This window comes from Actinoplanes sandaracinus (genome assembly GCF_030009775.1).
Classification (GTDB): domain Bacteria; phylum Actinomycetota; class Actinomycetes; order Mycobacteriales; family Micromonosporaceae; genus Actinoplanes; species Actinoplanes sandaracinus.
In genome coordinates, this window is record NZ_JASCTH010000019.1 from 116,770 (window position 1) to 140,408 (window position 23,639).

The window sequence follows — 23,639 nt, forward strand, 5'->3', positions numbered from 1 at the left end:
CCAGGGTTCGGACGGATCAGTGGAGAGACCGACGTGACGACCGACCAGCCGAGGCAGATCGCCCGGCGGGAGCAGCAGCCCGACACCTGGCACCAGCACGTGACCGATCTGAACCACTTCCTGATGGTCTACAAGTTCGGTCTGGCCGAGATCAACACGAAGATCACCATCCTGGCCGAGGAGCTCACGCACCGTGGCACCGGCAATCCGATCGAGCACGTCAACCCGCGTCTGAAGACCCCGGCCAGCATCACCGCGAAAGCTCATCGGCTCGGCTGCCCGCTCACCTTCGACGACCTGCGCGCCCGGATCCGTGACATCGCCGGCATCCGGGTCGTGTGCGGTTTCGTCTCCGACGTCTACACGGTCGCGAACATGCTGACCCGCCAGCCCGATGTCAACCTGGTGGTCACCAAGGACTACATCGCCAAGCCGAAACCGAACGGCTATCGCAGCCTGCACCTGATCGTCGAGATCCCGGTCTTCATGTCCGACCGGGTCGTCGCGGTGCCGGTCGAGGTGCAGCTGCGCACCGTGGCGATGGACTTCTGGGCCAGCCTGGAACACAAGATCTACTACAAGCACGACCCCGACGTGGTCCCGCCCCGGCTCCGCGACGAGCTGACGGCCGCCGCCGAGGACGCCGCCCGCCTCGACGTGCGCATGGAGCGCCTGCATCGGGAGATCCACGGGCCGCGCTAGGTCCAGCCCCCTGCTCGCCGATGACACGGCGTAGCCATCCGGCGGGCCCGCCCGGCGAACCCGCCGCGACGCAGCCGCCCAACACCATCGAACCCACGGCGACGCAGCCGCCCAATACCAGCGAACCCACGGCGACGCGGCCGCCCAACACCGGCACATCGGACCGCCAACCAGCAAACCCACCGCAACCCGGCGGGCCAGCACAGTCACGTCCGCACCGCCACCCAACGGAGCCCGCCACAATTCAGGGGCCCGGCGGAGGAACAGCGTCGTCCCGGGCTGCCCGGCGGGCGGCGCTGGCTGTGGAGGCGGCCCTCTGGCGGTCGTGGGCAGGTTCGGCTGGATGACTACGGGGTGCTGCGGATGGTCCAGCCTCCGGGCGCGGATCCGTGGACGGTTCGCGGGTCGGACGCCCACCGGTCAATGCCGCGGTTCCCGGCCGGGCGGCGTCTCGCCCCACGAGAGATAGGTGTGCGGGTCGCGGACAGGCCCAGTGCGCCAGGCTGCGGGGGGCATGTCCCAGCTACGGCCGCATCCGCGCGGCGCCAGCCAGCCGTAACCCACGCATGCCGCACCGGGACGATGGCATGCTCCCACTACGGCCGGGCCCGTGGCGGCGCAGCCAGGCAGCCGTAACCCACACACGCCACACCGAGGCGATAACGCGCCCCAGCTACGGCCGGGTCCGCGCAGCGCCAGCCAGCCGTAACCCACGCATGCCACGCCGGGACGATGGCGGGCCCAGCTACGGCTGGGTCGGCCGTCGATTGCGCGTGTTTTGGTGGGCGGCTTGGGTGCGGCTGGGCGGGGCTGGTGGTGGGCAGCAGTCCGGTGCGCACGGTGCGAGGCGGGGCCGGCGGGTCGGCGGGGCCGGCGGGTCGGGTGGACGGGCTGGCCTGGGACCTTATAGCCAGCGGCATTCGTCGCCCGTGGTGATTCGGCCGGGGTTCTCGACGGTCGCGAAGACTCCGAATGTCATCTCGTGGTGGGTGGCGAGGGCTTTGAGTAGGTCGCCTCGCTCGGTAGCCCGGTCCTGAGGCATGTCGATCATCACGCAGCGGATGAGTGGGCGGACGACGCGCAGGACGACCTCGGCGCCGACGCGGAGGTGGCGGCCCGGCCAGCCGTCTTCCGGGAAGCTGATACCCGGGGCACCGACGCCGGGGATGTCAAGGCCAGGTTTGTCCGCTCCGGGCATGCTGGCCCCGGTAACGCCGACTCCAGAGATACCGGCCCCGGAGACGCAGGCCCCGGAGACACCGACTCCGGGGATAGCGACTCCAGGGAGGTCGGGCGCGGGGAGGTCGATGAGCAGGTTGGCGCGGAAGCGTAGTGGGTCGATGCCGGTGCCGTCGGGTTCGGGGGCGCTCAGCATCGTCAGCGCACGCAGTGAGGCACTGGTGATCAGGCTCACCGGGCCTTCGTCGTGGTGTGGGATCGCCGCTTCGGGGGTCAGGGTGACCGTGCGGCCGAGCACCTCGCTGATCGCCCGGTGACCGGCGGGGTCGTCGGCGGCGAAGCGGCGGCCGTCCGGCAGTTCCACGATCGGCGCCGGGTGGTCGGCCGGCGTAAGGGCCGGGTGGTCGGCCGGCGTAAGGGCCAGGTGTCCGAGCGGCGCAAGGGCCGGGTGGTCGGCCGGGGTAAGGCCGACGGAGGTAAAGGCGGGGGGAAGGGCGGTGGGGGCGGCTTGGGCGCGGAAGCCGAACAGGCCTGGCATGCGGCGGAACCGGCGGGTGTTCTTGCCGCTGCCGAACTTGCCGTCGGGATCGCGCACCGCCCAGGCGCGGTCGCCGGCCAGCCCGCGTTCGGTGACTTCGGCGGCGGAGACGAGCTCGCCGAGCATGGACTTGACCGGGAAACGGCGAATCTCCGTCAGCAGCACGTGCCGACAGTAGGAGATGGGGTGAAGCGGGTGGGGGCAGCAGCCCGGTGGCCGCGCCACGGTCTGGGCCCGCAGGGACGTCGCGAGGTAGCCCGGGGACGCGGCTGGTGCGGTCGGGAGCGGCGACGGGCGTACCACACAAGTTTTGGTTAGGGGTTGTTTGTGCTGGTGGTCAGGCGTTCGCCGGTGCAGGCTGGAGGCCGGGACCGTGGGCGGTACGGATCTCGGTCGCCGGGCACGGCGAGTCGGTGGGCGTGGACGATCGAGTGATCAGACAATGGCCTTTGTGGGATTCCTACAACTAACGCTGCGCGACATGCATGATCCGGCCCATGGCTCGACCGGTCAGTAGCCGGGAGGGTTGGGTGGAGAAAGCTGACAGGGCTGCAGGGAGGCTCGGCAAGTGTTCAGGCGTGTCGCGATCATCAACCGTGGAGAGGCCGCGATGCGGCTCATCCATGCCGTGCGGGATCTGTCCGCGGAGACCGGAGCCCGGATCGAGACGGTCGCTCTCTACACCGACGAGGACCGGACCGCGACCTTCGTCCGTGAGGCCGATCTGACGTACCCGCTGGGGTCGGCGGCGTCGCGGCCGTACCTCAATCATGGCCTTCTTGAGCAGGCGTTGCGGGACACCGGCGCGGATGCGGCGTGGGTGGGCTGGGGGTTCGTCGCCGAGGATCCGGTGTTCGCGGAGCTGTGCGACCGGATCGGGGTGACGTTCGTCGGGCCGAGCGCGGAGGCGATGCGCAAGCTCGGTGACAAGATCGGCTCGAAGCTGATCGCCGAGGAGGTCGGCGTTCCGGTCGCGCCGTGGAGTCGTGGCGAGGTCGCGACGCTTGAGGACGCGCTGCGCGCGGGTGACGAGATCGGCTATCCGCTGATGCTGAAGGCGACCGCCGGTGGTGGCGGGCGCGGCATCCGGATGGTCGCGTCGGCCGAGGATCTGACCGACGCCTACGAGCGGACCAGTCAGGAGGCGCTGCGGGCGTTCGGCTCCGGGGTGGTCTTCCTGGAGCGCCTGGTGACCGGGGCGCGGCACGTCGAGGTGCAGGTCATCGCGGACGGGCAGGGCACCGCCTGGGCGCTGGGCGTGCGGGACTGCTCGGTGCAGCGGCGCAACCAGAAGATCATCGAGGAGTCGTCGTCGGTCGTCATGGCGGCCGAGCAGGCGGCCGAGCTGAAGGAGTCGGCGGTCCGGCTGGCGCTGGCGGTCGGCTACCGAGGCGCGGGGACGGTCGAGTTCCTCTACCACCCGGGCGAGAAGCTGTTCGCGTTCCTCGAGGTCAACACGCGCCTGCAGGTCGAGCACCCGATCACTGAGATCACCACCGGCACCGACCTGGTCAAACTGCAGCTGCACGTCGCCGCCGGGGGCAGGCTGACCGGCGAGCAGCCGGCGGAGCTCGGCCACGCGATCGAGGCGCGGCTCAACGCCGAGGACCCGGACCGCGATTTCGCGCCGTCGCCGGGGCGCATCGCCCGGCTCGCGCTGCCGGCCGGCCCCGGCATCCGGGTGGACACCGGTGTCAGTGAGGGCGACAGCATTCCGGCGGCCTTCGACTCGATGATCGCCAAAATCATCGCGTACGGCCGGAATCGTGACGAGGCGCTGGGCCGCCTGCGCCGCGCGATGGCCGAGACCACCGTCATCATCGAGGGCGGCTCCACGAACAAGAGCTTCGTGCTGGACCTGCTCGACCAGCCCGAGGTGATCGACGGCAGCGCCGACACCGGCTGGATCGACCGGGTCCGCGCCGAGGGCCGCCTGGTCAGCCACCGGCATTCGGCGATCGCGCTGGCCGCCGCCGGCATCGAGGCCTACCTCGACGAGGAGGAGATCAGCCGGCAGCGGCTGCTCACCACCGCGCACGGCGGCCGCCCGCAGGTGCAGCACGAGAGCGGCCGCCCCCTCGACCTGAAACTGCGCGGCGTCGGCTACCGGGTGCAGGTGTCCCGGCTGGGCCGCAAGCAGTTCCGGGTCGGGATCTTCTCCGGCGCCTCGTTCGCCCACGCCGATGTGATCAGTGAGCGTTTCGACGAGCACAGCGGCCAGATGCTCGTGAACGGTCACCGGTTCCGGCTGGTGACGGCGACGCACGGACCGATCCACACCATCGAGGTCGACGGGGTCACCCACCGGGTCAGCCGGGACGAGGGCGGCGTCGTCCGCTCCCCCGCCCCCGCGCTGGTGGTGGCGACGCCGCTGGCCGTCGGCGACGAGGTGGAGGCGGGCGCGCCGATCCTCGTGCTGGAGAGCATGAAGATGGAGAACGTGCTCCGGGCGCCGTTCCGTGCCCGGGTGCGGGAGTGCCCGGTCGCCGTCGGCAGCCAGGTGGAGACCAACGCCCCGCTGATGCGCCTCGAGCCGCTCGACTCGTCGGAGGAGGAGACCGCCTCCGCCGGTGAGGCCGTCGAGATCGAGCTGCCCGGCTCGTCCACCGAGCAGGGCCTGGAGAATCTGCGTGCCCTGCTGCTCGGTTACGACGTCGATCCCGGCGTGGTCAAGGGTTACCTGGTGGAACACGGGCGCCGGCCGCTGCCCGGCGAGATCGACCTGTTGACGATCTGCGCCGACCTGCTCGAACTGAGCCGCAACAAGCCTGGCGACGACTGGAAGACCGAGCCGGGCAACGCGGTGCACAGCCCCCGCGAGTACTTCCACAGCTATCTGCAGAGCCTCGACGTCGAACGGGCCGGTGTCACGCCGGCGTTCCAGGAGCGGCTGACCCGGGTGCTCGGGCACTACGGGGTGGACGGGCTGGACCGTACGCCCGCTCTGGAGGACGCGCTCTTCCGGATCTTCCTCGCTCTGCAGCGGTCGGCGGCCAACATCGGAGTCGTCTCCCAGCTGCTGCAGCAGTGGATCGCCGGCAACCCGCCGCAGGATCCGGACGCCGAGCGGGCCGGCATCGCGCTGGAGCATCTGATCGAGGCGACCCAGGTCCGTTTCCCGTCGGTGTCCGACCTGGCCCGCGGCATCGTGTTCCGGTGGTACGCCCAGCCGTTGCTGCGCCGCACCCGGGCCGAGGTGTACGCCGCCGTCCGCGCCGACCTGCGTCACCTCGACCACCACCCGGACTCGCCGGACCGTGACGAGCGGATCCAGCGGATGGTGGCCTGTTCGGAGCCGCTGGTGCGGCTGATCGGGCAGCGGATCGGCCGTCCTGGCCGGGATCACACGCCGCTGCTGGAGGTGCTGACCCGCCGCTACTACGAAAACCGTGGGCTGTCGGCGTTCGGGGTCCGCTCCGTGGGCGACATCCGGTTCATGACGACGACGCACACCGGTGATCGAGCGACTCGGGTCAGTGCCGCCGCGATCGACATCTCGGACTTGCCGGCCACGCTGGCCGCGGTGGACTCGGATGTCGCCGACATCTACGTCGCCTGGAACGGGCAGCCGGGCGTGGATGAGATGGCCTCGCAGCTCGGCGCTGTTTTCGCCGGCCTGTCGTTGCCGGGGACCCGCCGGATCACCACCACGATCGCCGGCACCAGCGGCGCGGTGATGCACCACCACTTCACCTTCCGCGCGGGCGAGGACGGGCGCTTCACCGAGGACCGGCTCATCCGAGGGCTGCACCCGCAGATCGCTCTCCGGCTCCAACTGGAGCGGCTGCGCGAGTTCAACCTGACCCGGCTGCCGTCCACCGACGAGGAGATGTACCTCTTCAAGGCGGTCGCCAAGTCCAACCCCTCCGATGAGCGGCTGATCGCGATGTACCAGGTCCGCGACCTCACCGCGCTGCGGGAGACCGACGGTCGCCTGGTCGCGCTGCCCGCGCTCGAGGAGGGCATCACCCTCACCCTCGACGCGATCCGCAACATCCAGGCGCTGCGCCCGCAGAACAAGAGGTTCGACACCAACCGGATCATGATGTACATCTGGCCGGTCACCGAGCTGTCGATCGACGAGCTGAACGCGCTGGTCCAGCGGATCCTGCCGACCGCCAGCGGGGCCGGCCTGGAAGAGGTGCAGTTCATCGCCCGGCAGCGCCGGGCCAGCGGCGAACTCACCGAGGTGGCGGTGACCATCACCCTGGAGCCGGGGCACGGCGCGCAACTGCACGTGGGCGAGCCGTCCACCGCACTCGTCCAGCCCCTCGACGACTACCGGCAGAAGGTGTTGCGGGCCGCCCGGCGCGGGACGGTCTACCCGTACGAGCTGACCGGTCTGCTCGGCAGTTTCACCGAACACGACCTCGTCGATGGTGTGCTGGTCCCGGTCGACCGGCCCAAGGGCAGGAACACCGCCGCGATCGTCGCCGGTGTCGTCACCACCGTGACCGACCGATACCCGGACGGCATCACCCGCGTCGTGCTGCTCGGCGACCCCACCAAATCCCTCGGCGCACTCTCCGAACCCGAATGCGCCCGCGTCATCGCCGCCCTCGACCTCGCCGAATCGATGCACGTGCCCCTGGAATGGTTCGCGTTGTCGGCCGGCGCCCGCATCTCGATGGCCTCCGGCACCGAGAACATGGACTGGGTCGCCGCCGCCCTCAAACGGATCGTCACCTTCACCCAGGCCGGCGGCGAAATCAACATCGTCGTCGCCGGCATCAACGTCGGCGCCCAGCCCTACTGGAACGCCGAAGCCACCATGCTCATGCACACCAAAGGCATCCTCGTCATGACCCCCGACTCCGCGATGGTGCTGACCGGCAAGCAATCCCTCGACTTCTCCGGCGGCGTCTCCGCCGAGGACAACTTCGGCATCGGCGGCTACGACCGGGTGATGGGCCCCAACGGCCAAGCCCAGTACTGGGCGCCGTCGCTTCCGGCCGCCCGCGACGTGCTGATGGCCCACTACGACCACACCTACGTCGTCCCCGGGGAGACCGGCCCCCGCCCGGCGCACACCACCGACCCCGCCGACCGCGACGTCTCCGACTACCCGCACACGTTCGCCGGCAGCGACTTCACCACCGTCGGCCAGATCTTCTCCCCGACCCACAACCCCGACCGCAAGAAAGCCTTCGACATCCGCACCGTCATGCGCGCCGTGTCCGACCAGGACCACCCGGTCCTGGAGCGCTGGGCCGGCATGGCCGACGCCGACACGTCGGTGGTCCAGGACGCCCACATCGGCGGCCGCCCGGTCTGCCTCGTCGGCATCGAATCGCGCTCCGTGCCCCGCCGCGGATTCCCGCCCACCGACGGCCCCGACACCTACACCGCGGGCACCCTGTTCCCCCGCTCCTCGAAGAAGACCGCCCGCGCGATCAACGCCGCCTCCGGCAACCGCCCCCTGGTCGTCCTCGCCAACCTCTCCGGATTCGACGGTTCCCCCGAATCCATGCGCCACCTGCAACTGGAGTACGGCGCCGAGATCGGCCGAGCCATCGTCAACTTCGACGGCCCGATCATCTTCACCGTCATCTCCCGCTACCACGGCGGCGCATTCGTGGTCTTCTCCAAAGCCCTCAACCCCAACATGACCGTCCTCGCTCTCGAAGGCTCCTTTGCCTCCGTCCTCGGCGGCGCTCCCGCCGCCGCCGTCGTCTTCTCCGGCGAAGTCAACAACCGCACCGCCAACGACCCCCGAGTCACCGACCTCCAAACCCGGCTCGCCGCCGCGACCACCACCGAACGCTCCGCACTCAACGCCCGCCTCACCGACATCCAATCCACCGTCCGCGCCGAGAAACTCGGCGAAGTAGCCGCCGAATTCGACCGCGTCCACAGCATCCAACGCGCCGTCGAAGTCGGCTCGGTCGACGCCATCATCAGCACCGCCGACCTACGCCCCCGCATCATCGAGGCCATCGAACACGGCCTTAAGAGCTGACCCGCTTGCCTCGGGCGCGGCGGTCCGGTTTTCCGGGCCGCCGCGCTTCTTTTCGTACGGGGCAGCGAGGTCCCGCCCTACCCCGCGACGCCGTCCCACCTTCCGGCCGAGGCGCGTCTCTCGCGCAAGGCGTCCCCGCACCGCCGAGCCTGGTACGCACCTGGGCGGGAGATCTCCCGGGCCTCTGCGCAACTCTCTCGCCTCCGCTGCAATGCCCACCGGCCCGTAACACCCGCCTTCCGCAACGCCACCAGCCCGCAGCGTTCGACCGGCTCGCGGGCGCGCCTCCCCGTAACACCCGTCGGCTCTTCTGCCGGAGCCGGACACTGCCGGAGTGCATGTTCCGCATCTGCCGCCGGGTTGCCGAGCCCTGGGTGACCCGCTTCCAGCGCAGGGAACCAACATCCCGCTCGGATCAGTTCTGCAGGTAGCGGATGACGGCCAGGACCCGGCGGTGGTCGGCGTCCGACGGTGGCAGGTCGAACTTGGTGAAGATGTTGGTCACGTGTTTCTCCACCGCCCGCTCGGTCACCCGGATCGTCCCCGCGATGGCCGTGTTGGTGCGGCCCTGCGCCATCAGGCCCAGCACCTCCCGCTCCCGCGGCGTCAGCTCGGTGAGTAGGTCGCGGTGGCGGCTGTGGCCGAACAACTGCGTCACCACCTGTGGGTCGAGCGCGGTGCCGCCCGCCGCCACCCGGTGCAGGGCGTCGATGAAGTCGTCGAGCTGGACGACGCGCTCCTTGAGCAGGTAGCCGACGCCCTCGGAGCCGCCGGCGAGCAGCTCGGCGACGAAGGCGGTCTCCACATATTGCGAGAAGATCAGCACCCCGGTGCCGGGCAGTTCCCGCCGCAACCGGATCGCGGCACGCAGCCCCTCGTCGGTGTGGCTCGGTGGCAGGCGGATGTCGACGATCGCGACGTCGGGAGGCATGGTCGCGACCGCCTCGAACAGTGCTGGGACGTCGGCGACGGCGGCCAGCACCTCGTGGCCGCGCATGACGAGCAACTGGGCGAGGCCTTCGCGAAGGATCGCGGAGTCCTCGGCGATGACGATGCGCATCTGTCGTTACGGCCTCTCCGCCGTTGCAGGGCAAGGGATTTCCACAGTGACGGTGGTCGGTCCACCCGGTGGGCTGTCGATCGACAACCGGCCGTCGACGACCCCGATCCGTTCCGCCAGCCCGGCGAGACCCCCGCCGGCTCTCTGGTGGGCGCCGCCCTGCCCGTCGTCGTGGACCCGCAGCCGCAGGACGCCGTCGCGCAGATCGACCCGGATCGTAGCGTTACGGGCGGCGCTGTGCCGCCCGGCGTTGGTGAGCAGCTCGCACACGGTGAAGTAGGCGATGCTCTCCAACGCCGGTGGTGGTCGGGTCGGCAGGGCGGTCTCGATCGTCACCGGCACCGCGCTGCCGGCCGCGACCGTAGCCAGGGCCGTCTCCAGGCCGTTGTCGAGCACCGGCGGGTGAATGCCCCGAACTAGATCGCGCAGCTCCGCGACCGCGGTCGAGAGGGTGGCTTGCGCGGTGTCGACGGCCGCCACGACATGCTCGGGCGGGGCCTGGGCGGTGAGGAGCTCCCGGACCATGGCCAGGTGCATGCCGACCCCGATCAGGCGGGCCTGGGCGCCATCGTGCAGGTCTCGCTCGATGCGCCGCAGCGTGAGGTCGGCGTCTTTCACCGCGCGGTCGCGAGAGTCTCGCAGGACGCTCATCCGCTGGCTGGCCTGACTCGGGCCGAGCAGAGAACGGATCAGCAGCCGCTCGACGGCGAGGACGGACCGCACCATCCAGGGGCCGAGCAGCAGCAGGATCACGCTGGTGACCATGATGGCCAAGGCCTCGCGCCCGAAACTGCCCTGGTGGAACGGCAGATAGATCAGGCTGATCAGCCCGTAGGCGTAGAAGCCGCCGCCCAGTGCCAGCGACAGCACCGCCACCGGCGGTTTGATCAGCGCGTATGCCAGCATGCGCCAGCCGACGGGATCACGGAGGACCGCGCGCCGCCAGCCGAATGGTCCTCCGCCTGCCGTTGCCCGAACCGGAGCCGGCACCCGCTCACCGAGCAGGCGGGCGGCCAGGGCTCTCCGTTTCCCGCCGAGAGCGGCCGCGCCGCGCAGGACCGCGGCCAGCAGCCATGCGCCCAGCGGGGTCAACAGCAGCACCAGGCCGGCCAGGCCGCCGATTATCAGCAGGACGGCGGCTACCAGGTCGATCGGAAGAACCAACAGGAGGTAGACGAGCCCTCTCTGCGAGCGGCGCCCGAAGATCGAAGCCAATATCCGTTTCATCGCGAACAGCATCTCCCGCTCAAGCCACCGGCCGCGATGCGGCTACCACCCCAGCGATGGTTCGGTTAACCGCACCATCAGCGGGGTGCCCGCTCGACTGTGCCCAGCGCCCGTCCTGACCAGGCTCAATGCATGCCTCACACCGCGGTCACATACCGGAATGTCCTGGTGGCAGCCTCCCTCGCCGGCCTCGCCGTGCTCAGCGGCTCGCTGCTCGGCCTGAGCGGGTCGCTGCCGCCGGCCACGGTTCCCGGTTGGCTGGCCGACCCGCTCTCCCCACCCGACCCAGGCGCTGCCACGGCCGAGCAGGTGGCCGCGTTCTTCGCCCGTCTCACGCCGGCCGAGGCGTCGGCGCTCGCCCAGCGCTTCCCGGAGATCGTCGGCAACCTCGACGGCGCCCCTGCCGTCCTGCGCTACGCCGCCAACCAGATCCGTCATCCGCTGGCCGGGAGCCGGCAGATCCTCGCCTTCGACGACCGTGCCGACGGCCGCATCGTCGAGGTGCTGGGCGACCTGGACACCGCTGACCGGCTGGTGCTGCTGCTGCCAGGGGTGGCCAACGATCTGGCCAATTTCGACACCGGGCTCGGCGGCGTCGAGCGGCGGTCACCCGCCTGGCAGGCACGGCAGCTCCATGACGGCATCCGGGCCGCCGATCCGGACGCTCGGGTCGCGGTGGTGGCCTGGCTGGGTTACGACCCGCCCGAGGGCGTGAGCCGTGACTCGGTGCGCGAGGACCGGGCGGCCGCGGGGGCCGTCGCGCTCGACCGGTTCATCGACGGTCTCCTGCTCGGGCACCCCGGGCGGACGGCTGCGGTGATCGGTCACAGCTACGGCTCCACCGTCGCCGGCCTCGCCGCCCCGCACCTGTCCGGCCGGGTCACCGACCTTGTCGCCGTCGGCAGTCCCGGGATGGGCGTCAGCGGCCGCGCCGAACTGCGCACCGCGGCCCGGGTGTGGGAGTGCACCTCGGACGGCGACTGGATCCGTCGTGTTCCCGGCGTGCAGGTGCTCGGCCTCGGGCACGGCCGTCTGCCGTCCGATCCCGAATTCGGCGCGCTGACGCTGCCGTGCGCCAACGCCGACGGTCACGACGGCTACTTCGCCCCCGGCTCTCCCGCGTTGCGGGCGATGGCCGCGGTCGCCGCCGGCCGCCCGGAGGGTGACCCGCGGTGAACGTGGACACTCTCGAGCAACTCGCCCGCTGGGGCCGGCCACGTTCCTCAAAACCGTGGGCGGGCGACGCCGGGACCCGGCAACGCACCTCACCGTCCTGGCCAGGCGACGCGAGGACCGGCCACCACACCACACCGCCCTGGCCAGGCGACGCCAGGACCGGCCACCACACCACACCGCCCTGGCCAGACGACGCCAGGACCGGCCACCACACCTCGCCGCCATGGCCAGGTGATGTCTGGTTCCTCGGTCTCGGGCGCTCGGTCGCGCTGGGCGCCGCCGGAGAGTCGCGGTGTGCGCCGGGCTCCTACTGTGGCCCGGTGGCAGATGATCAAGGACGTGGGCATCCACTGCGCGGATTCTGGGCGCTCCTGGCCGGGGGCCTGGCGATCGTGACGGTGATCGTGGCGCTGGACCCGGTCACCAGGCAGGAGGACTGCTCCAACTACCACGCCGCGGGCAACGTCAGCGCCTTCGACGACCCCGTCTGGGACCTCAACCTGGCGGTGATGGGCCTCGGCTGGATCGCTCTGACCACCCTGGAACAGTTCCTCCCCATCACCCACCGGGGCTGGAACGGCTGGTTCAGCGCTATCGCGCGGGCGATGATCGCGATCGGTCTCTCCGTCGCCGGCTGCTGCTGCCTGATCGGCCGACTCCTGATCATGTGCAACTGACACGGCCGGCCCAGGCGCCCCGGCCTCACGGTGCCGGTTGTGGTTGGTGTCGTTGCCGGCCAGTGACCGTCGTCAGGTGTCGCGGGCGGTGACCAGTGCCGCGTGCCGGTCCGCTATCGCACTGGCATGCCACGCCTGGTACCAGGCGTGGCCTTCGGTCCCTCGAACGTCGTCAGCCTGCGGATCTCCGTTGGACGGAGTCCACCGACCGCCTGCTGTCCCGTGCCCGGCCGCCCTGTCGAGTCACCTTCGACGATCACCGCCCGATACCAGCCCACCCTGCCGAGTCACGCCGTCAATCACCGCCCGAAACCAGCCCACCCGCGAGGTCACGGCCGGCGATCGCTGTCGGAGCAAGACCGCCTCTTGCGGTTGCGGCGGGCTATCACCGCCGGGAGCAGGCCCGCGCCGGCCGCGAGCGTGAGCGCCGAGAGCCCGAGCAGGGTCGGCCGCCACGGCCAGGCCGGTCCGGTGAGGTGCAGATGTCCGGCCGGGTACTCGATGTACTTGGCCGTCGTGTGGGCGGTCGCCCGGTCAGAGTGAGTGGCGAGGTCGAGCAGAAGCGGGTCGAGGGCGAACTCGCCAGGCCGCCGGCCGGCGTGCGGCAGGCTGACGTCGAGGCCGCGGTCGGCCGCCCAGCCGCTCAGCGCCGGGCCGGGGTGGTCGGCGCCGGGCACGATGAGCCGATCCACCCGTGCCGGCCCGGCGGTCAACAGCAGGCCGTGGCGGGTGGTCACGGTGGGCTGGGCGGCGACCGGCACCGCCCGGGCGGCGAAGGACGTTCCGGCGTACGCCTCGAACGCCGCCGCGATGTCGATCTCGCCGGCGCCGTCGGTCAGGCCGATGCCGACGACGGGGCGTAGCCAGGGAAAAGCGGCGTTGAGGGCGTACGGGAGGTCCGCGACGGCCACGCTCTGCGGCGCGATGCCGGTGGGCGCGCCCGGTGTCCAGTCGCGGTAGGACACCTCCCGGCCGACCCGGACGGCTTCGGCCGGACCGGCCAGCAGTTCGATCAGGCGCAGCGACCCGGCCAGGCCGGAGGTGACACCGGCGGTCGTGATGATCCGGCCGTCTTCCACGAACCGCTCCCCCGCCACCCAAGCGGTCTCGGGGTAGCGATCCCGGAGAGCGCCGAGGCGCTGCCAGAACGAGGTCGCCCGGCGCCCGGCGAGGAGACCGGCGTCGGCGAGCACTTCCGCTCCGGCACAGACTCCGAGGATGTACGCGTCCCGCGCGCCCAGCCAGTCCCGCAGCGCCGGTTCCCGCTCGACGATGGCGGGCACCACCACGACGTCGGGCTCGGGGGCGGTGGCGAAAGTGTGTTCGGCGACGGCGCGCAGGCCGCCGGAGAGCGGGACCGGGCGCCGGTGTTCGGCCACCGTGTAGACGAAGAACCCGGGCACCCGGGCGAGGGCTTCGTACGGCAGCAGCGCGTCGCTCACCACCGTCCCGCTCGTGCCGAGGGCCACGGCGACGACCGTCGATCCGGCGGGCACGCCGCGTGGCGCCGGCCAGTCGCCGGTCTCGGCGCTCTCACCCGGATAGCCGTCACGCATGGTGGCGGTCACGCCCGCGGTGACGGCGGCACCGAGAACGGCGGTGGCCAGCACGATTCCGGACAGGCAGAGCAGGACACGGCGCACAGTGATCTCCAGAGTCATGTGGGGCGGCCCGCCGACGGCGACTTGCCGTAGCGGGTGCCGTACAGCCGCCGGAAGTGGCGGGCGTCGCGGAACCCGCACCGGGCCGCGACCGCTTCGACGGTCAGGGTGGTCTCGGCGAGCAGGTTCGCGGCCAGGTCGAGGCGCAGCCGCTGCTGGTACTCCAGCGGGGTGCAGCCGGTCGCCGTGGTGAAGGCCCGGCTCAGCCCGCGCGGTGACAGGTTCGCCATCCGGGCCAGGTCGCCGAGCGTGTGCGGCGCGTCGAGGTGCTGGGCGAGGTGGTCCTGCACCCGGTGCACGCCCGGGTGCAGGTGTCCACGATGGTCGAGGAATGGGCTGATCTGCCGCTGCGACCCGTCCCGCCGCAGGTAGACGACCAGGTCACGAGCGACCGCGGCGGTCAGGGACGGCCCGTGGTCGCGTTCGATCAGCGACAGTGCCAGGTCGATGCCGGCGGCGATCCCGGCGCTCGTGCTGACCGGGCCGTCGTGGACGTAGAGCACCGCTTCGCGTACCCGCGCCGCCGGGTACCGCTCGCGCATCAGGTCGATCAGTGACCAGTGCGTGGTGCACCGCCGCCCGTCGAGGAGTCCCGCCTCGGCGAGCACGGCGGCTCCGGTGCACACCGAGGCGGCTCGCGCCCCGGCACGCACCGCGTCCCGGACCCAGGTGGTCACGGCGGCCGGGATCCGCGGGCCGGGCGGCCGCAACCGCGGACCCGGGATGAGGATCAGGTCGCCCGGTCCGGCGGCGGGCAGCGGGCCGAGCCCCGCCAGCCGCAACCCTTGCGCCGAGGTGATCTCGCCGGGGTCGGCCGCCACGAATTCCAGCCGGTACCCGGCGCCCCGCTGCGCGGCCGTGTCGAAGGCCTGCACGGGTCCACCCAGGTCGAGCAGGTTGACGTCCGGCAGCACCAGCACGATCACCCGATGTTCGCTGCTCACAGCAGACACGCTAGGTGAACCGCACCGTCCGGTGGAGGGTCCGGCAGGCCGTCCAGCGGACGGATCCGGCACTCACGAGCTGTGTCCGCGACGGCGTTGCGCGGGATGCGACCGGACCTTGTATCGCGGGCGTATCGGGAATCGCATACGCCACCGCAACGGCCGCGCGTCTTAGGTGGAGGAATGAGCCAGATCGCATCACTGTCAGTGCAGGACTCGTCGACCGGGAAACGAGCGTGATCATGGATTCGGATTTCGCACGTGGCATCGACCGGCGGCGGCTGGTCACCTGGGGTGGGCTGGCGGCCGCCGGCGCGGTGGCCGCCAACCCGCTGGCGAACTCCGGGGCCAGCGACGCCGGCGCGACCCTCGCTGCGCCCGACCGGTTTCCGCCGGACACCCTGCCCGGTGGCGCCTACGACCGGTACGTGGAACGGCTGGCCGCCGAGGGCCGGTTCTCTGGTGTGGTGCTGCTGTCGCACCGAGGCCGGACGGTGCTGTCCCGCAGCTACGGCATGGCCGACAAGGAGAGGGGGATCCGCAACCACGAGGGCACCGCGTTCACCCTGAGTTCGGCGGGCAAGCCGTTCAACGCGATAGCCATCCTGCAACTGGCGCAGCGGGGCAGGCTACAGCTGTCGGACCCGGTCGGGAAGCACCTGTCGGGCTTCGCCCGGGACATCGCCGAAAAGGTGACCATCCACCACATGCTCTCCGGCACCTCCGGGATGAACACTCCCGACCAGGACATCCACCGGGTCTTCCGGAGCCGGGAGGAGGTCCACCAGTACCAGGAGCGGTGGGCCCGGCAGGCGAAGCTGGTGGCCACCCCCGGCCTTCCCAACACCTTTCACGCCGGGGCTGAGACCGTCGTTCCCGCGCTGATCGTGGAGGCCGTGAGTGGCATGACGTACTGGGACTACGTCGAGGAGAACATCTTCCGGCGCTGCGGCATGACCGCCTCGGCGTTCTACACCCGGCCACAGTGGCTGACCGACGCGCACATCGCACACCCTTACATGAAACTGGCGGACGGCAGCTACGTGGACGCCCTCCGCAACCTGGACAAGGGCAGCCCCTACGAATACGTCCTCGGCAGAAATCCGGGCCGTGCCTTTATCGACGCCATCGGGGACGGTGGTTTCGCCACCGCGCCGGACCTGGTCCGGTTCGCACGCGCGCTGGGCGACGGCACGGTGCTGGACCGGCCCTGGGCCGACGTGCTCACCGCCGCCAAGGTGCCCCACGGGCCGGCGTCGTTCGGGGCGTACGGGCTCGCGATCGACATCGTCAACGGACAGTGGGTGTTCCAGCGTGCCGGCGGCAACCCCGGTGTCGGCGCCAACTGGAGCATCTACCCGGACACCGGCTGGGTCGGCGTCATCCTCGCCAACCGCGACGCCGACGGCGTGTCACTGCGGGACCTGATCGGCCGGGAGACGCAGGCCGTCACCGGGGCTTCGCCCGGCGGCGGGTCGGGCGGCTGAAACAGCCGGCGGCAGACACGGCGAGCAGATCTTCGAAAGCTCGACGGGCCGGGCACGCGCCCCGGGTATCGCGGACGTATGGAGAATCGCATACGCCACCGCAACGGCCCTCCGGCTTCGATGGGGGCATGAGCCGCAGCAGATCCCGGTCCGCGCCGCACCGCCGCACGCACGGGACAGTGCTCCTCAGCCTGGCGGTCCTCGGCCTGGTGGGCGCGGCGTTCGCCGGGCGGCGGCCGCTCCTGATGTCCGCTCCCCGCTGCATGGCCGGGCGGTGGCAGGGTTGCTTCGATACGGAGAACGGTGTGCTGTTCATGATGCCGGGCCCGGGGACCGGCGTCGTCCCCGGCCGGCTGAGCCTGATCCCGCTGCGTGACCTGGTGACGATGGGCCCTGTCGGGGTCGTCGGCAACCTGCTGATCTTCGCGGCGCTGGGGTTCTTCGCTCCGATGCGCTTCGCGGCGTGGGCGTCCGTGCCACGGATCGTGGCGCTCGGCGCGGGCCCGGTGTGCACACCTCGATGATGTTCTCCTCGAATCGTAGGCTCCGGGCATGCGCGTACTGATCGTGGAGGACGAGCCCTACCTGGCCGAAGCCGTCCGGGACGGTCTGCGGCTGGAGGCGATCGCCGCCGACATCGCCGGCGACGGCGACACCGCGATGGAGCTGCTCAGCGTCAACTGCTACGACCTCGCGGTCCTCGACCGCGACATTCCCGGCCCCTCCGGCGACGAGGTCGCCCGGCACATCGTCGCGTCGGGCAGCGGCATCCCGATCCTCATGCTCACCGCTGCCGACCGGATCGACGACAAGGCCTCCGGCTTCGAGCTCGGCGCCGACGACTACCTCACCAAACCGTTCGAGCTGCGGGAACTCGTCCTGCGGCTGAGGGCGCTCGACCGCAGGCGCGCGTACGCCCGGCCCCCGGTCCGCGAGATCGCGGGCCTGCGGCTCGACCCCTTCCGCCGGGAGGTCTTCCGCGCCGGACGATACGTCGCGCTCACCCGCAAGCAGTTCGCCGTGCTGGAAGTCCTCGTCGCCGCCGAGGGCGGCATCGTCAGCGCCGAAGAGCTGCTGGAACGGGCTTGGGACGAGAACGCCGACCCGCTCACCAACGCCGTGCGCATCACGGTCTCGGCACTGCGCAAACGCCTCGGCGAACCCTGGGTCATCGCCACCGTCGCCGGTGCCGGTTACCGCATCGACACTCAGCCCGGCACTCGGCCCGGCACGAGCCGCGAGGCGGAAGACCGTGGGTAGGGCCCCCGGGTTGAGTGTTCGTCTCAAGCTCACCCTCAGCTACGCCGGGTTCCTCATGGTCGCGGGCGTCCTACTGCTCGCCGCCGTGTGGGTGTTCCTCCTGCGTTACGTCCCCGACCGTGCCATCCTGCTGAGCGACACGGCCCCCACCGGTGTCTTCCCTGTCCGGTCCAGACTTGTGCGTGTCTTCGCCCCGCCGGCGGCGGCGGTGATGGCGTTTCTCCTGGTCTTCGGCCTCGGGGGAGGCTGGGTTCTGGCCGGTCGCATGCTCGCGCCGCTGTCGCGCATCACGGCCGCCACGCGCACCGCGGCCGCCGGATCGCTCGCCCACCGCATCCGGCTGCCGGGCCGCGGGGACGAGTTCCGTGACCTCGCCGACGCCTTCGACGCCATGCTGGCGCGGCTCGAAGCGCACGTCGCCGAACAGCGGAGGTTCGCGGCCAACGCCTCCCACGAACTGCGCACTCCCCTGGCGATCTCGCGGACGCTCCTCGACGTCGCCCGCAAGGACCCCACGCGGGTACGAGCCGAGCTCATCGAACGCCTGCACACTGTCAACACCCGGGCGATCGACCTCACCGAGGCTCTCCTGCTGCTCAGCCGCGGCGACCGCGGAAACTTCACCCGCGAGGGCGTCGACCTCTCCCTCATCGCCGAAGAGGCCGCCGAAACGCTGCTCCCCCTCGCCGAACGGCGCCGGATCGCGCTGGACGTCACCGGCGGGGCGGCCTGGACCAGCGGCTCCGCCGAGCTCCTGTTGCGGATGGCGACGAACCTCATCCAGAACGCCGTCGTCCACAACCTCCCCGATGGCGGCGCCGTGACGGTCCACACCGAAACGCACGGCGACACGAGCGTGCTGCGTGTCGAGAACACGGGTCAGCCCCTCCCGCCCGAACTGGTGCCGACCCTCACCGAGCCCTTCCACCGTGGAACCGAACGCGTGCGCACCGACGAGCACGCCGGCGTCGGCCTCGGCCTCGCCATCGTGCACAGCATCGTCCGCGCCCATGACGGGACCCTCGACCTCGTTCCCGGCGCGGCGGGCGGTCTCGTGGTCACTGTCCGGCTTCCGGGAACGTCATAGGCACCTTCCCCCGGGCGGGCGCCCTCAACGATCCGGTGGCCGCCGCAGAGTCGGCCGGTCAAAGCGTCGAGCCGGCGTCGCGACTCGCGTCAGGCCTGGGCTCGATAACCCATGCGCGACCCGCGCGTGGGTTATCGAGACAACTGCACGAACTGCGTGCAGGGGCCTACCCGGGCCCGGCCCGTCCAAGCGAACCCGGCCCGCGCGAACCCGGCCGCGAGTGGAGGCACGAGGTCAGGCGAGCATGCGGGCGAACTCCTCCGGGTCGATGACCGGGATGCCCAGTTGAGCGGCCTTCTTCGCCTTGGCGGTGGTGGTCTCGGCCGTCACCAGAGCCGTCGTCTTCGCCGAGACGCTGCTGCTCGCGGAACCGCCCAGCGCCTCGATCCGCTCGCTGACCGTGGTGCGGGTGAAGCCGGGCACCGAGCCCGACACCACGTAGGTCTGCCCGGCCAGGGGCTTCGCACCGCCGTCGTCGACGACCTCCATGGTCAGGCCGTGGCCGGTCAGGCGGTCGATCACCTCGCCCATCGCGACCAGGCCGTCGACCACGTGCTGGGCCTTGATCAGGCCCATCTTGTCGATCTCGGCGATCTCCTCGACGGTCGCCGCGCGCAGCGCGGCCATCGACTTGAACCGGGCGGCCAGCCAGCGGCCGACACTGCGCCCGGTCATCCGGATGCCGAGGCCGGTGACGACCCGGTTGAACGGTTGCCGCTTGCTGGCTTCCAGGCCGGCGATGATCCGCTCGGCGTTGGCACGGCCGAGCATCACCGTGCCGCCGGCGATGGTCTTGCCGACCGGGAGCTCGGCGATGTCGTCGACGGTCAGGGCGTAGAGGTCGGCGACGTTGCGGGCCAGCCCGGCCTCGATCACGGCGTCGCAGAACGAGTCGCCGGCCCCGTCGACGTCGAGGGCTTCGCGGCTGCACCAGTAGGCCAGCGCGTTCGCCGCCGCGCACGAGGCGGTGTGGCACCGCCAGAGAAGGCTCGTCTTGTCCCAGGCCTCGCCGCACTGGGGGCACACCTCGGGCGCCACCCACGGGGTGAGCCCGTGCGGCTGGTCACCGATCGGCGAGGTGACGCGGGGGATGACGTCGCCGGCCCGCCAGACCGCGACCGTCTGCCCGATGGCGAGGCCCTGCTCGGCGACCCACTGCGGGTTGTGCAGGGTGGCCTTGGTGACGGTGGTGCCGCCGACCTGCACCGGATCGATGACGGCGCGCAGGCTGATCCGGCCGGTCCGGCCGACCCGCACCTCGATGTCGCGCAGCACGGTGGAGGCGGTGTCGGGCGGATATTTGAAGGCGACCGCCCAATAGGGCGTGCGGCTCGCCAGGCCGAGCCGGCGGCGGGTGCCCTCCGCGTTCGCCTTGATGACGGCGCCGTCGATGGGGAACTCCAGGGTCGCCCGTTGCGCTCCGATCAGGTCGATCGCCGTGATGACCTGCTCGGCGGTGAAGCACTCGCCCGCGACCTCGGGGATCAGCCGGCACGCCGCCGGGAACCCGAGCTCCTCGGCCCGGTCCATCCGCCCGAGGTGGGTGCCGGACGGGTCGACGCCCGCACCGGTGATCTCGTAGGTCGCGAAGGTCATCGGGGCCTCGTAGGCCCGGTCTATGCTGCGGATCGCCCCGGCGACCGCGCCGCGCGAGTTGACGAACGCCTTGCCACCGGCCGCGACCCGGTTGGCGCTGGCCGCCTCGAAGTCGTCGACCGTCATGTAGACCTCGCCGCGCACCTCGCCCGTCCATGGCGTGGACAGCTCGGACGGCAGCCCGGCGATGCCCCGGCGCACCTGGGCGGTCACGTCTTCACCGGTGGCGCCGTCGCCGCGCAGCGCGGCCAGGGTGAGCTTGCCCGCCACATATTCGGCGCGGATCGCGAGCCCGTCGAGTTTGACCTCGACCAGGCAGCCGTCGCCGCCGAGGGTGGCGACGAACGCCGTCACCTCGTCATGGGTCTTGATCTTGTCGAGCGACAGCATGGCCGTCGGATGCCGCACGTCGCCACCGGCAGAGGCCCCCGCGGCCACTGCGGTGGTGACGCCCTGGTCGTCCCACTCGGGGTGCGCCGCGACGGACGCCGCGATCCGGTCGGCCAGCACGTCGTAGTCAGCGTCGGTCATCACGGCGTCGCCGGTGTCGTAATAGAGCTGAGCCGCGCGCCGCGCCTGATCCACCGCCTCGTCGAACTCGGCGCGGTCAGCGAAGGCGGCGTTTTCCGGTGAACGATTGACCATGCCGGAAGGGTACGGCCGAGGTCTGACAAAAATCGCCGGTTCCGATCCGGTCGCCCCGGGCGAGCGCCGAGCGATCCCCTGACGCGCCGTTGAGCTGCGCGAACCCTCACAGACCGGTCGCGGCGCACGCGATCAGCAGCGGGCTCGATGCCTAGCGGCCCAGGAATTGCTCGATGCGGCGCAGATCGCGCGGGCGCAGACCACGGCTCTCGTCGGGCCCGATCGGCAGCGCCACCCGCTCGCCGCCCAGGTCGCGCAGTCGTCGGCATGATGGCCGACCTCGACGTCGTCGGTCCACACCAGCCGGCGGCCCGCGGCGAGGACCCGCCGCGCCGCGGCCAGCTTCGCCGCACAGACGGCGGCCCCTCCCACCTGCTCGGTGAAAGCGCGGGGCAGGGTGGGCAGGCCGAGAGCATCCTCCAGCGCGGCGGCGTCACTGCACCATGTGCTGCACCAGGTCACCTCGGCCAGTCCGTCGGCGTGGACGCGGCGGATCGCGTCGACCAGCCGGGGTTCGTAGCGGATCCGGTAGTCGTAGTCGTCGGCGGCCGAGTAGACCTGCACCAGGCGCGGCCGGGCATACCAGCCCGAGCGGAAGGCGTTGACCACGCCGTCCACGTCGAGCAGCCAGACCGGAATCACGTCTCTCCCGACACCGAGGACGCAGCGAGCATCGACGACGGAGCGAGCAGGGCCTGCATCCCGGCCACATAGTAGGCCCCATCGGTCCCCGGAAGCAGCAGCCGCTGGAGGATGTAGCCCTGCACGAGACTCAGCATGGCCGCGCCCACCTGGTCCGGCACGACCGCGGCGGGCAGGTTTCCGGCCGCCTGCCACCGCCGGGCGACCTCGGCGCAGTGCCCGCGCAGACCGGTCACGACCCGGCCGGCGCGGGCGAGCACCTCCGGGTTGCGCAGCGCCTCGGCCCACACCTGCACGGCCAGGCGGCTCATGTCGACGCCGATCACGGAGTCGGTGATGAAGCGCTCGGTGACCTCCTCGACCATCGCGGTCACCACCGCGGCCGGCGACGGGGTGGCGCCGTCGGCCAGGAGTTCGCCGAAGACCTCGTCGGCGGTGGTCGAGACGAGATCGGTCACCGCCCCGATCAGTTCCTCCTTGCTGCGGAAGTAGCTGTAGACGGCGCCCGCCGACAGCCCCGATCCGGCGATGATCCCGGCCATCGAGGTGGCGTGGAACCCGTTGTCGGCGAAGAGCCGGGCGGCGGCTGTGAGGATCTCGGCGCGGCGCCCGGCACGGTGCGAGTCGGTGACACGTGGCATGGGTCCCAAGGTAAAACGAACGGTCGTTCTTGACAAACGGGCGACGGGCGCGCACGCTTTAAAACGAACAACCGTTCTCTTGGATGAACCTCCGAAGGAGGAGACATGACCAGCGACAAACCGTCGTCCTGGCCGCGGGTCGCCGCGACGGTCGGGCTGCTCACGGTCATCATCAGCGTGCTGCTCACCGCGTTCGCCTGGCCGGCCGTGCGGTCCTCGGTCCACGACGTCCCGATCGCCGTGGCCGGCCCGGCCCCGGCTGTCCAGCAGGTCACCGCCGCACTGGAGCAGCGCCTGCCGGACGCGTTCGAGATCACCGTCGTCGGCAGCACCGCGGCCGCCGAAGAGATGATCCGGGACCGTGAGGCGTACGGGGCGATCGACCTCACCTCCGGCAGCCCGCAGATCCTCACCGCCTCGGCGGCCAGCGCCGCGATCGCGCAGACGCTGAACGCCGTCGGCACCGCGCTGAGCCAGGCACAGGCCCAGGGCGGCGCACCGGCGGTGGCCGTACGAGACATCGCCGCCCTGCCCGCCGACGACCCGCGCGGCGCCGGACTGGCCGCCGGGGCGCTTCCGCTGGTGATCGGCGGGATCATGGCCGCCGCCCTGCTCACCGCGCGGCTCCGGGGCACCGGCCGCCGGGTGGCCGGAGCGCTGTCCTTCGCGGTCACCGGCGGCCTGGCGATGGCCGCGATCCTGCAGTTCTGGCTGGGTTCGCTGGGCGGCGACTACCTCGCCAACGCCGGGGCGATCACGCTCAGCATCGCCGCCACGGCGTTGACCCTCCTCGGCCTGGAGTCCCTGCTCGGCGCCGCCGGCCTCGGGCTCGGCGCGGCCGTCATGATGCTGGTCGGCAACCCGCTGTCCGGCGTCGCCACCGCCCCGGAGATGCTTCCCGGCTGGTCCGGCGCGGTGGGCCAGGTCCTGCCGCCGGGCGCCGGTGGTTCGCTGCTGCGCTCGACCGCCTTTTTCGACGGCGCCGCCGCCACCCACCCGATCGTCGTGCTGTTCGGCTGGCTCGCCTTCGGGGCGCTGCTCTGCGTGGCGAGCGCCGTGCGTGCCGGTCGCCGGCCGGCTCCGGCTGCCGCCGAACCGGCCACGCGGGAGACCGCGCCGGTCACGGTCTGACCGCGACCGCGAGCGGCCGCCCGAACA

General features: G+C 71.4%; 17 protein-coding genes. 9 read left to right on the plus strand and 8 right to left on the minus strand.

The window, feature by feature from the left end; genetic code table 11:
• Positions 1-33: 33 nt before the first annotated feature.
• The gene (locus tag QLQ12_RS27500; RefSeq protein ID WP_282763407.1) at positions 34-702 is read left to right on the plus strand and encodes a GTP pyrophosphokinase; all 669 of its coding nucleotides are present in this window, start codon (positions 34-36) and stop codon (positions 700-702) included.
• Positions 703-1,606: 904 nt separating this feature from the next.
• Here the strand turns inward: QLQ12_RS27500 and QLQ12_RS27505 are convergent.
• Positions 1,607-2,584, minus strand: coding sequence for an MOSC domain-containing protein (locus QLQ12_RS27505; protein ID WP_282763408.1), 978 nt, complete (start codon positions 2,582-2,584; stop codon positions 1,607-1,609).
• A 403-nt stretch (positions 2,585-2,987) separates the two neighbouring features.
• Here QLQ12_RS27505 and QLQ12_RS27510 point away from each other — a divergent pair, with 403 nt between their 5' ends.
• Positions 2,988-8,378: an ATP-binding protein gene (locus QLQ12_RS27510; protein ID WP_282763409.1), complete on the plus strand. Its 5,391-nt coding sequence runs from the start codon at positions 2,988-2,990 to the stop codon at positions 8,376-8,378.
• Positions 8,379-8,793: 415 nt separating this feature from the next.
• Here QLQ12_RS27510 and QLQ12_RS27515 read toward each other — a convergent pair whose 3' ends face one another.
• The gene (locus QLQ12_RS27515) at positions 8,794-9,438 is read right to left on the minus strand and encodes a response regulator transcription factor (RefSeq protein WP_282763410.1); all 645 of its coding nucleotides are present in this window, start codon (positions 9,436-9,438) and stop codon (positions 8,794-8,796) included.
• A gap of 6 nt (positions 9,439-9,444) precedes the next feature.
• Positions 9,445-10,665 carry a sensor histidine kinase gene (locus QLQ12_RS27520; RefSeq protein ID WP_282763411.1) on the minus strand — a complete coding sequence of 407 codons (1,221 nt, stop codon included), beginning with the start codon at positions 10,663-10,665 and terminating at the stop codon, positions 9,445-9,447.
• A 132-nt stretch (positions 10,666-10,797) separates the two neighbouring features.
• On the opposite strand from QLQ12_RS27520, the gene QLQ12_RS27525 reads away from it, so the two are divergent.
• Both QLQ12_RS27525 and QLQ12_RS27530 read left to right on the plus strand, forming a co-directional pair.
• Positions 10,798-11,841: an alpha/beta hydrolase gene (locus tag QLQ12_RS27525; RefSeq protein ID WP_282763413.1), complete on the plus strand. Its 1,044-nt coding sequence runs from the start codon at positions 10,798-10,800 to the stop codon at positions 11,839-11,841.
• Between the two features lie 320 nt (positions 11,842-12,161).
• On the plus strand, positions 12,162-12,518 hold the full coding sequence (locus tag QLQ12_RS27530; RefSeq protein WP_282763414.1) for a hypothetical protein: 357 nt from the start codon (positions 12,162-12,164) through the stop codon (positions 12,516-12,518).
• A gap of 329 nt (positions 12,519-12,847) precedes the next feature.
• On the opposite strand, the gene QLQ12_RS27535 is transcribed toward QLQ12_RS27530, so the two are convergent.
• Complete coding sequence (locus QLQ12_RS27535; RefSeq protein WP_282763416.1) at positions 12,848-14,179, minus strand: DJ-1/PfpI family protein; 1,332 nt, start codon at positions 14,177-14,179, stop codon at positions 12,848-12,850.
• A complete protein-coding gene (locus QLQ12_RS27540; protein ID WP_282763417.1) occupies positions 14,176-15,123 on the minus strand; it encodes a GlxA family transcriptional regulator in 948 nt (315 codons plus the stop codon). The genes QLQ12_RS27535 and QLQ12_RS27540 overlap by 4 nt, the downstream gene beginning before the upstream one ends.
• 242 nt (positions 15,124-15,365) lie before the next feature.
• Here QLQ12_RS27540 and QLQ12_RS27545 point away from each other — a divergent pair, with 242 nt between their 5' ends.
• From QLQ12_RS27545 to QLQ12_RS27560, 4 genes are all read left to right on the plus strand, one after another.
• The gene (locus QLQ12_RS27545; protein ID WP_282763418.1) at positions 15,366-16,610 is read left to right on the plus strand and encodes a serine hydrolase domain-containing protein; all 1,245 of its coding nucleotides are present in this window, start codon (positions 15,366-15,368) and stop codon (positions 16,608-16,610) included.
• Positions 16,611-16,738: 128 nt separating this feature from the next.
• On the plus strand, positions 16,739-17,134 hold the full coding sequence (locus tag QLQ12_RS27550; RefSeq protein ID WP_282763420.1) for a VanZ family protein: 396 nt from the start codon (positions 16,739-16,741) through the stop codon (positions 17,132-17,134).
• A gap of 28 nt (positions 17,135-17,162) precedes the next feature.
• Positions 17,163-17,870 (plus strand): response regulator transcription factor, encoded by a 708-nt coding sequence (locus QLQ12_RS27555; RefSeq protein ID WP_282763421.1) that lies wholly within the window; start codon positions 17,163-17,165, stop codon positions 17,868-17,870.
• A gap of 10 nt (positions 17,871-17,880) precedes the next feature.
• Positions 17,881-18,957 (plus strand): sensor histidine kinase, encoded by a 1,077-nt coding sequence (locus tag QLQ12_RS27560; RefSeq protein WP_282763422.1) that lies wholly within the window; start codon positions 17,881-17,883, stop codon positions 18,955-18,957.
• A gap of 234 nt (positions 18,958-19,191) precedes the next feature.
• Here QLQ12_RS27560 and ligA read toward each other — a convergent pair whose 3' ends face one another.
• The 3 genes from ligA to QLQ12_RS27575 all read right to left on the minus strand — a co-directional run bounded on the left by ligA (position 19,192) and on the right by QLQ12_RS27575 (position 22,481).
• Positions 19,192-21,198, minus strand: a complete 2,007-nt coding sequence (gene ligA, locus QLQ12_RS27565) for an NAD-dependent DNA ligase LigA (RefSeq protein WP_282763423.1) — start codon at positions 21,196-21,198, stop codon at positions 19,192-19,194.
• A 132-nt stretch (positions 21,199-21,330) separates the two neighbouring features.
• Entirely contained in the window at positions 21,331-21,840 is a 510-nt protein-coding gene (locus QLQ12_RS27570; protein WP_282763424.1) for a hypothetical protein, read from the minus strand.
• Positions 21,837-22,481 (minus strand): TetR/AcrR family transcriptional regulator, encoded by a 645-nt coding sequence (locus QLQ12_RS27575; protein WP_282763425.1) that lies wholly within the window; start codon positions 22,479-22,481, stop codon positions 21,837-21,839. Before QLQ12_RS27575 ends, QLQ12_RS27570 begins: the two co-directional genes overlap by 4 nt.
• A 105-nt stretch (positions 22,482-22,586) precedes the next feature.
• Here QLQ12_RS27575 and QLQ12_RS27580 point away from each other — a divergent pair, with 105 nt between their 5' ends.
• On the plus strand, positions 22,587-23,612 hold the full coding sequence (locus QLQ12_RS27580) for a hypothetical protein (protein WP_282763426.1): 1,026 nt from the start codon (positions 22,587-22,589) through the stop codon (positions 23,610-23,612).
• The last annotated feature ends 27 nt before the right edge of the window (positions 23,613-23,639 follow it).

Bases quoted from the DNA above. Each gene is read 5' to 3' on its own strand.
- QLQ12_RS27515 (WP_282763410.1), bottom strand. From the start codon at position 9,438: ATGCGCATCGTCATCGCCGAGGACTCCGCGATCCTTCGCGAAGGCCTC.
- QLQ12_RS27580 (WP_282763426.1), top strand. From the start codon at position 22,587: ATGACCAGCGACAAACCGTCGTCCTGGCCGCGGGTCGCCGCGACGGTC.
- QLQ12_RS27545 (WP_282763418.1), top strand. From the start codon at position 15,366: ATGGATTCGGATTTCGCACGTGGCATCGACCGGCGGCGGCTGGTCACC.
- QLQ12_RS27555 (WP_282763421.1), top strand. From the start codon at position 17,163: ATGCGCGTACTGATCGTGGAGGACGAGCCCTACCTGGCCGAAGCCGTC.
- QLQ12_RS27520 (WP_282763411.1), bottom strand. From the start codon at position 10,665: ATGAAACGGATATTGGCTTCGATCTTCGGGCGCCGCTCGCAGAGAGGG.
- QLQ12_RS27525 (WP_282763413.1), top strand. From the start codon at position 10,798: ATGCCTCACACCGCGGTCACATACCGGAATGTCCTGGTGGCAGCCTCC.
- QLQ12_RS27575 (WP_282763425.1), bottom strand. From the start codon at position 22,481: ATGCCACGTGTCACCGACTCGCACCGTGCCGGGCGCCGCGCCGAGATC.
- QLQ12_RS27550 (WP_282763420.1), top strand. From the start codon at position 16,739: ATGAGCCGCAGCAGATCCCGGTCCGCGCCGCACCGCCGCACGCACGGG.
- QLQ12_RS27535 (WP_282763416.1), bottom strand. From the start codon at position 14,179: ATGACTCTGGAGATCACTGTGCGCCGTGTCCTGCTCTGCCTGTCCGGA.
- ligA (WP_282763423.1), bottom strand. From the start codon at position 21,198: ATGGTCAATCGTTCACCGGAAAACGCCGCCTTCGCTGACCGCGCCGAG.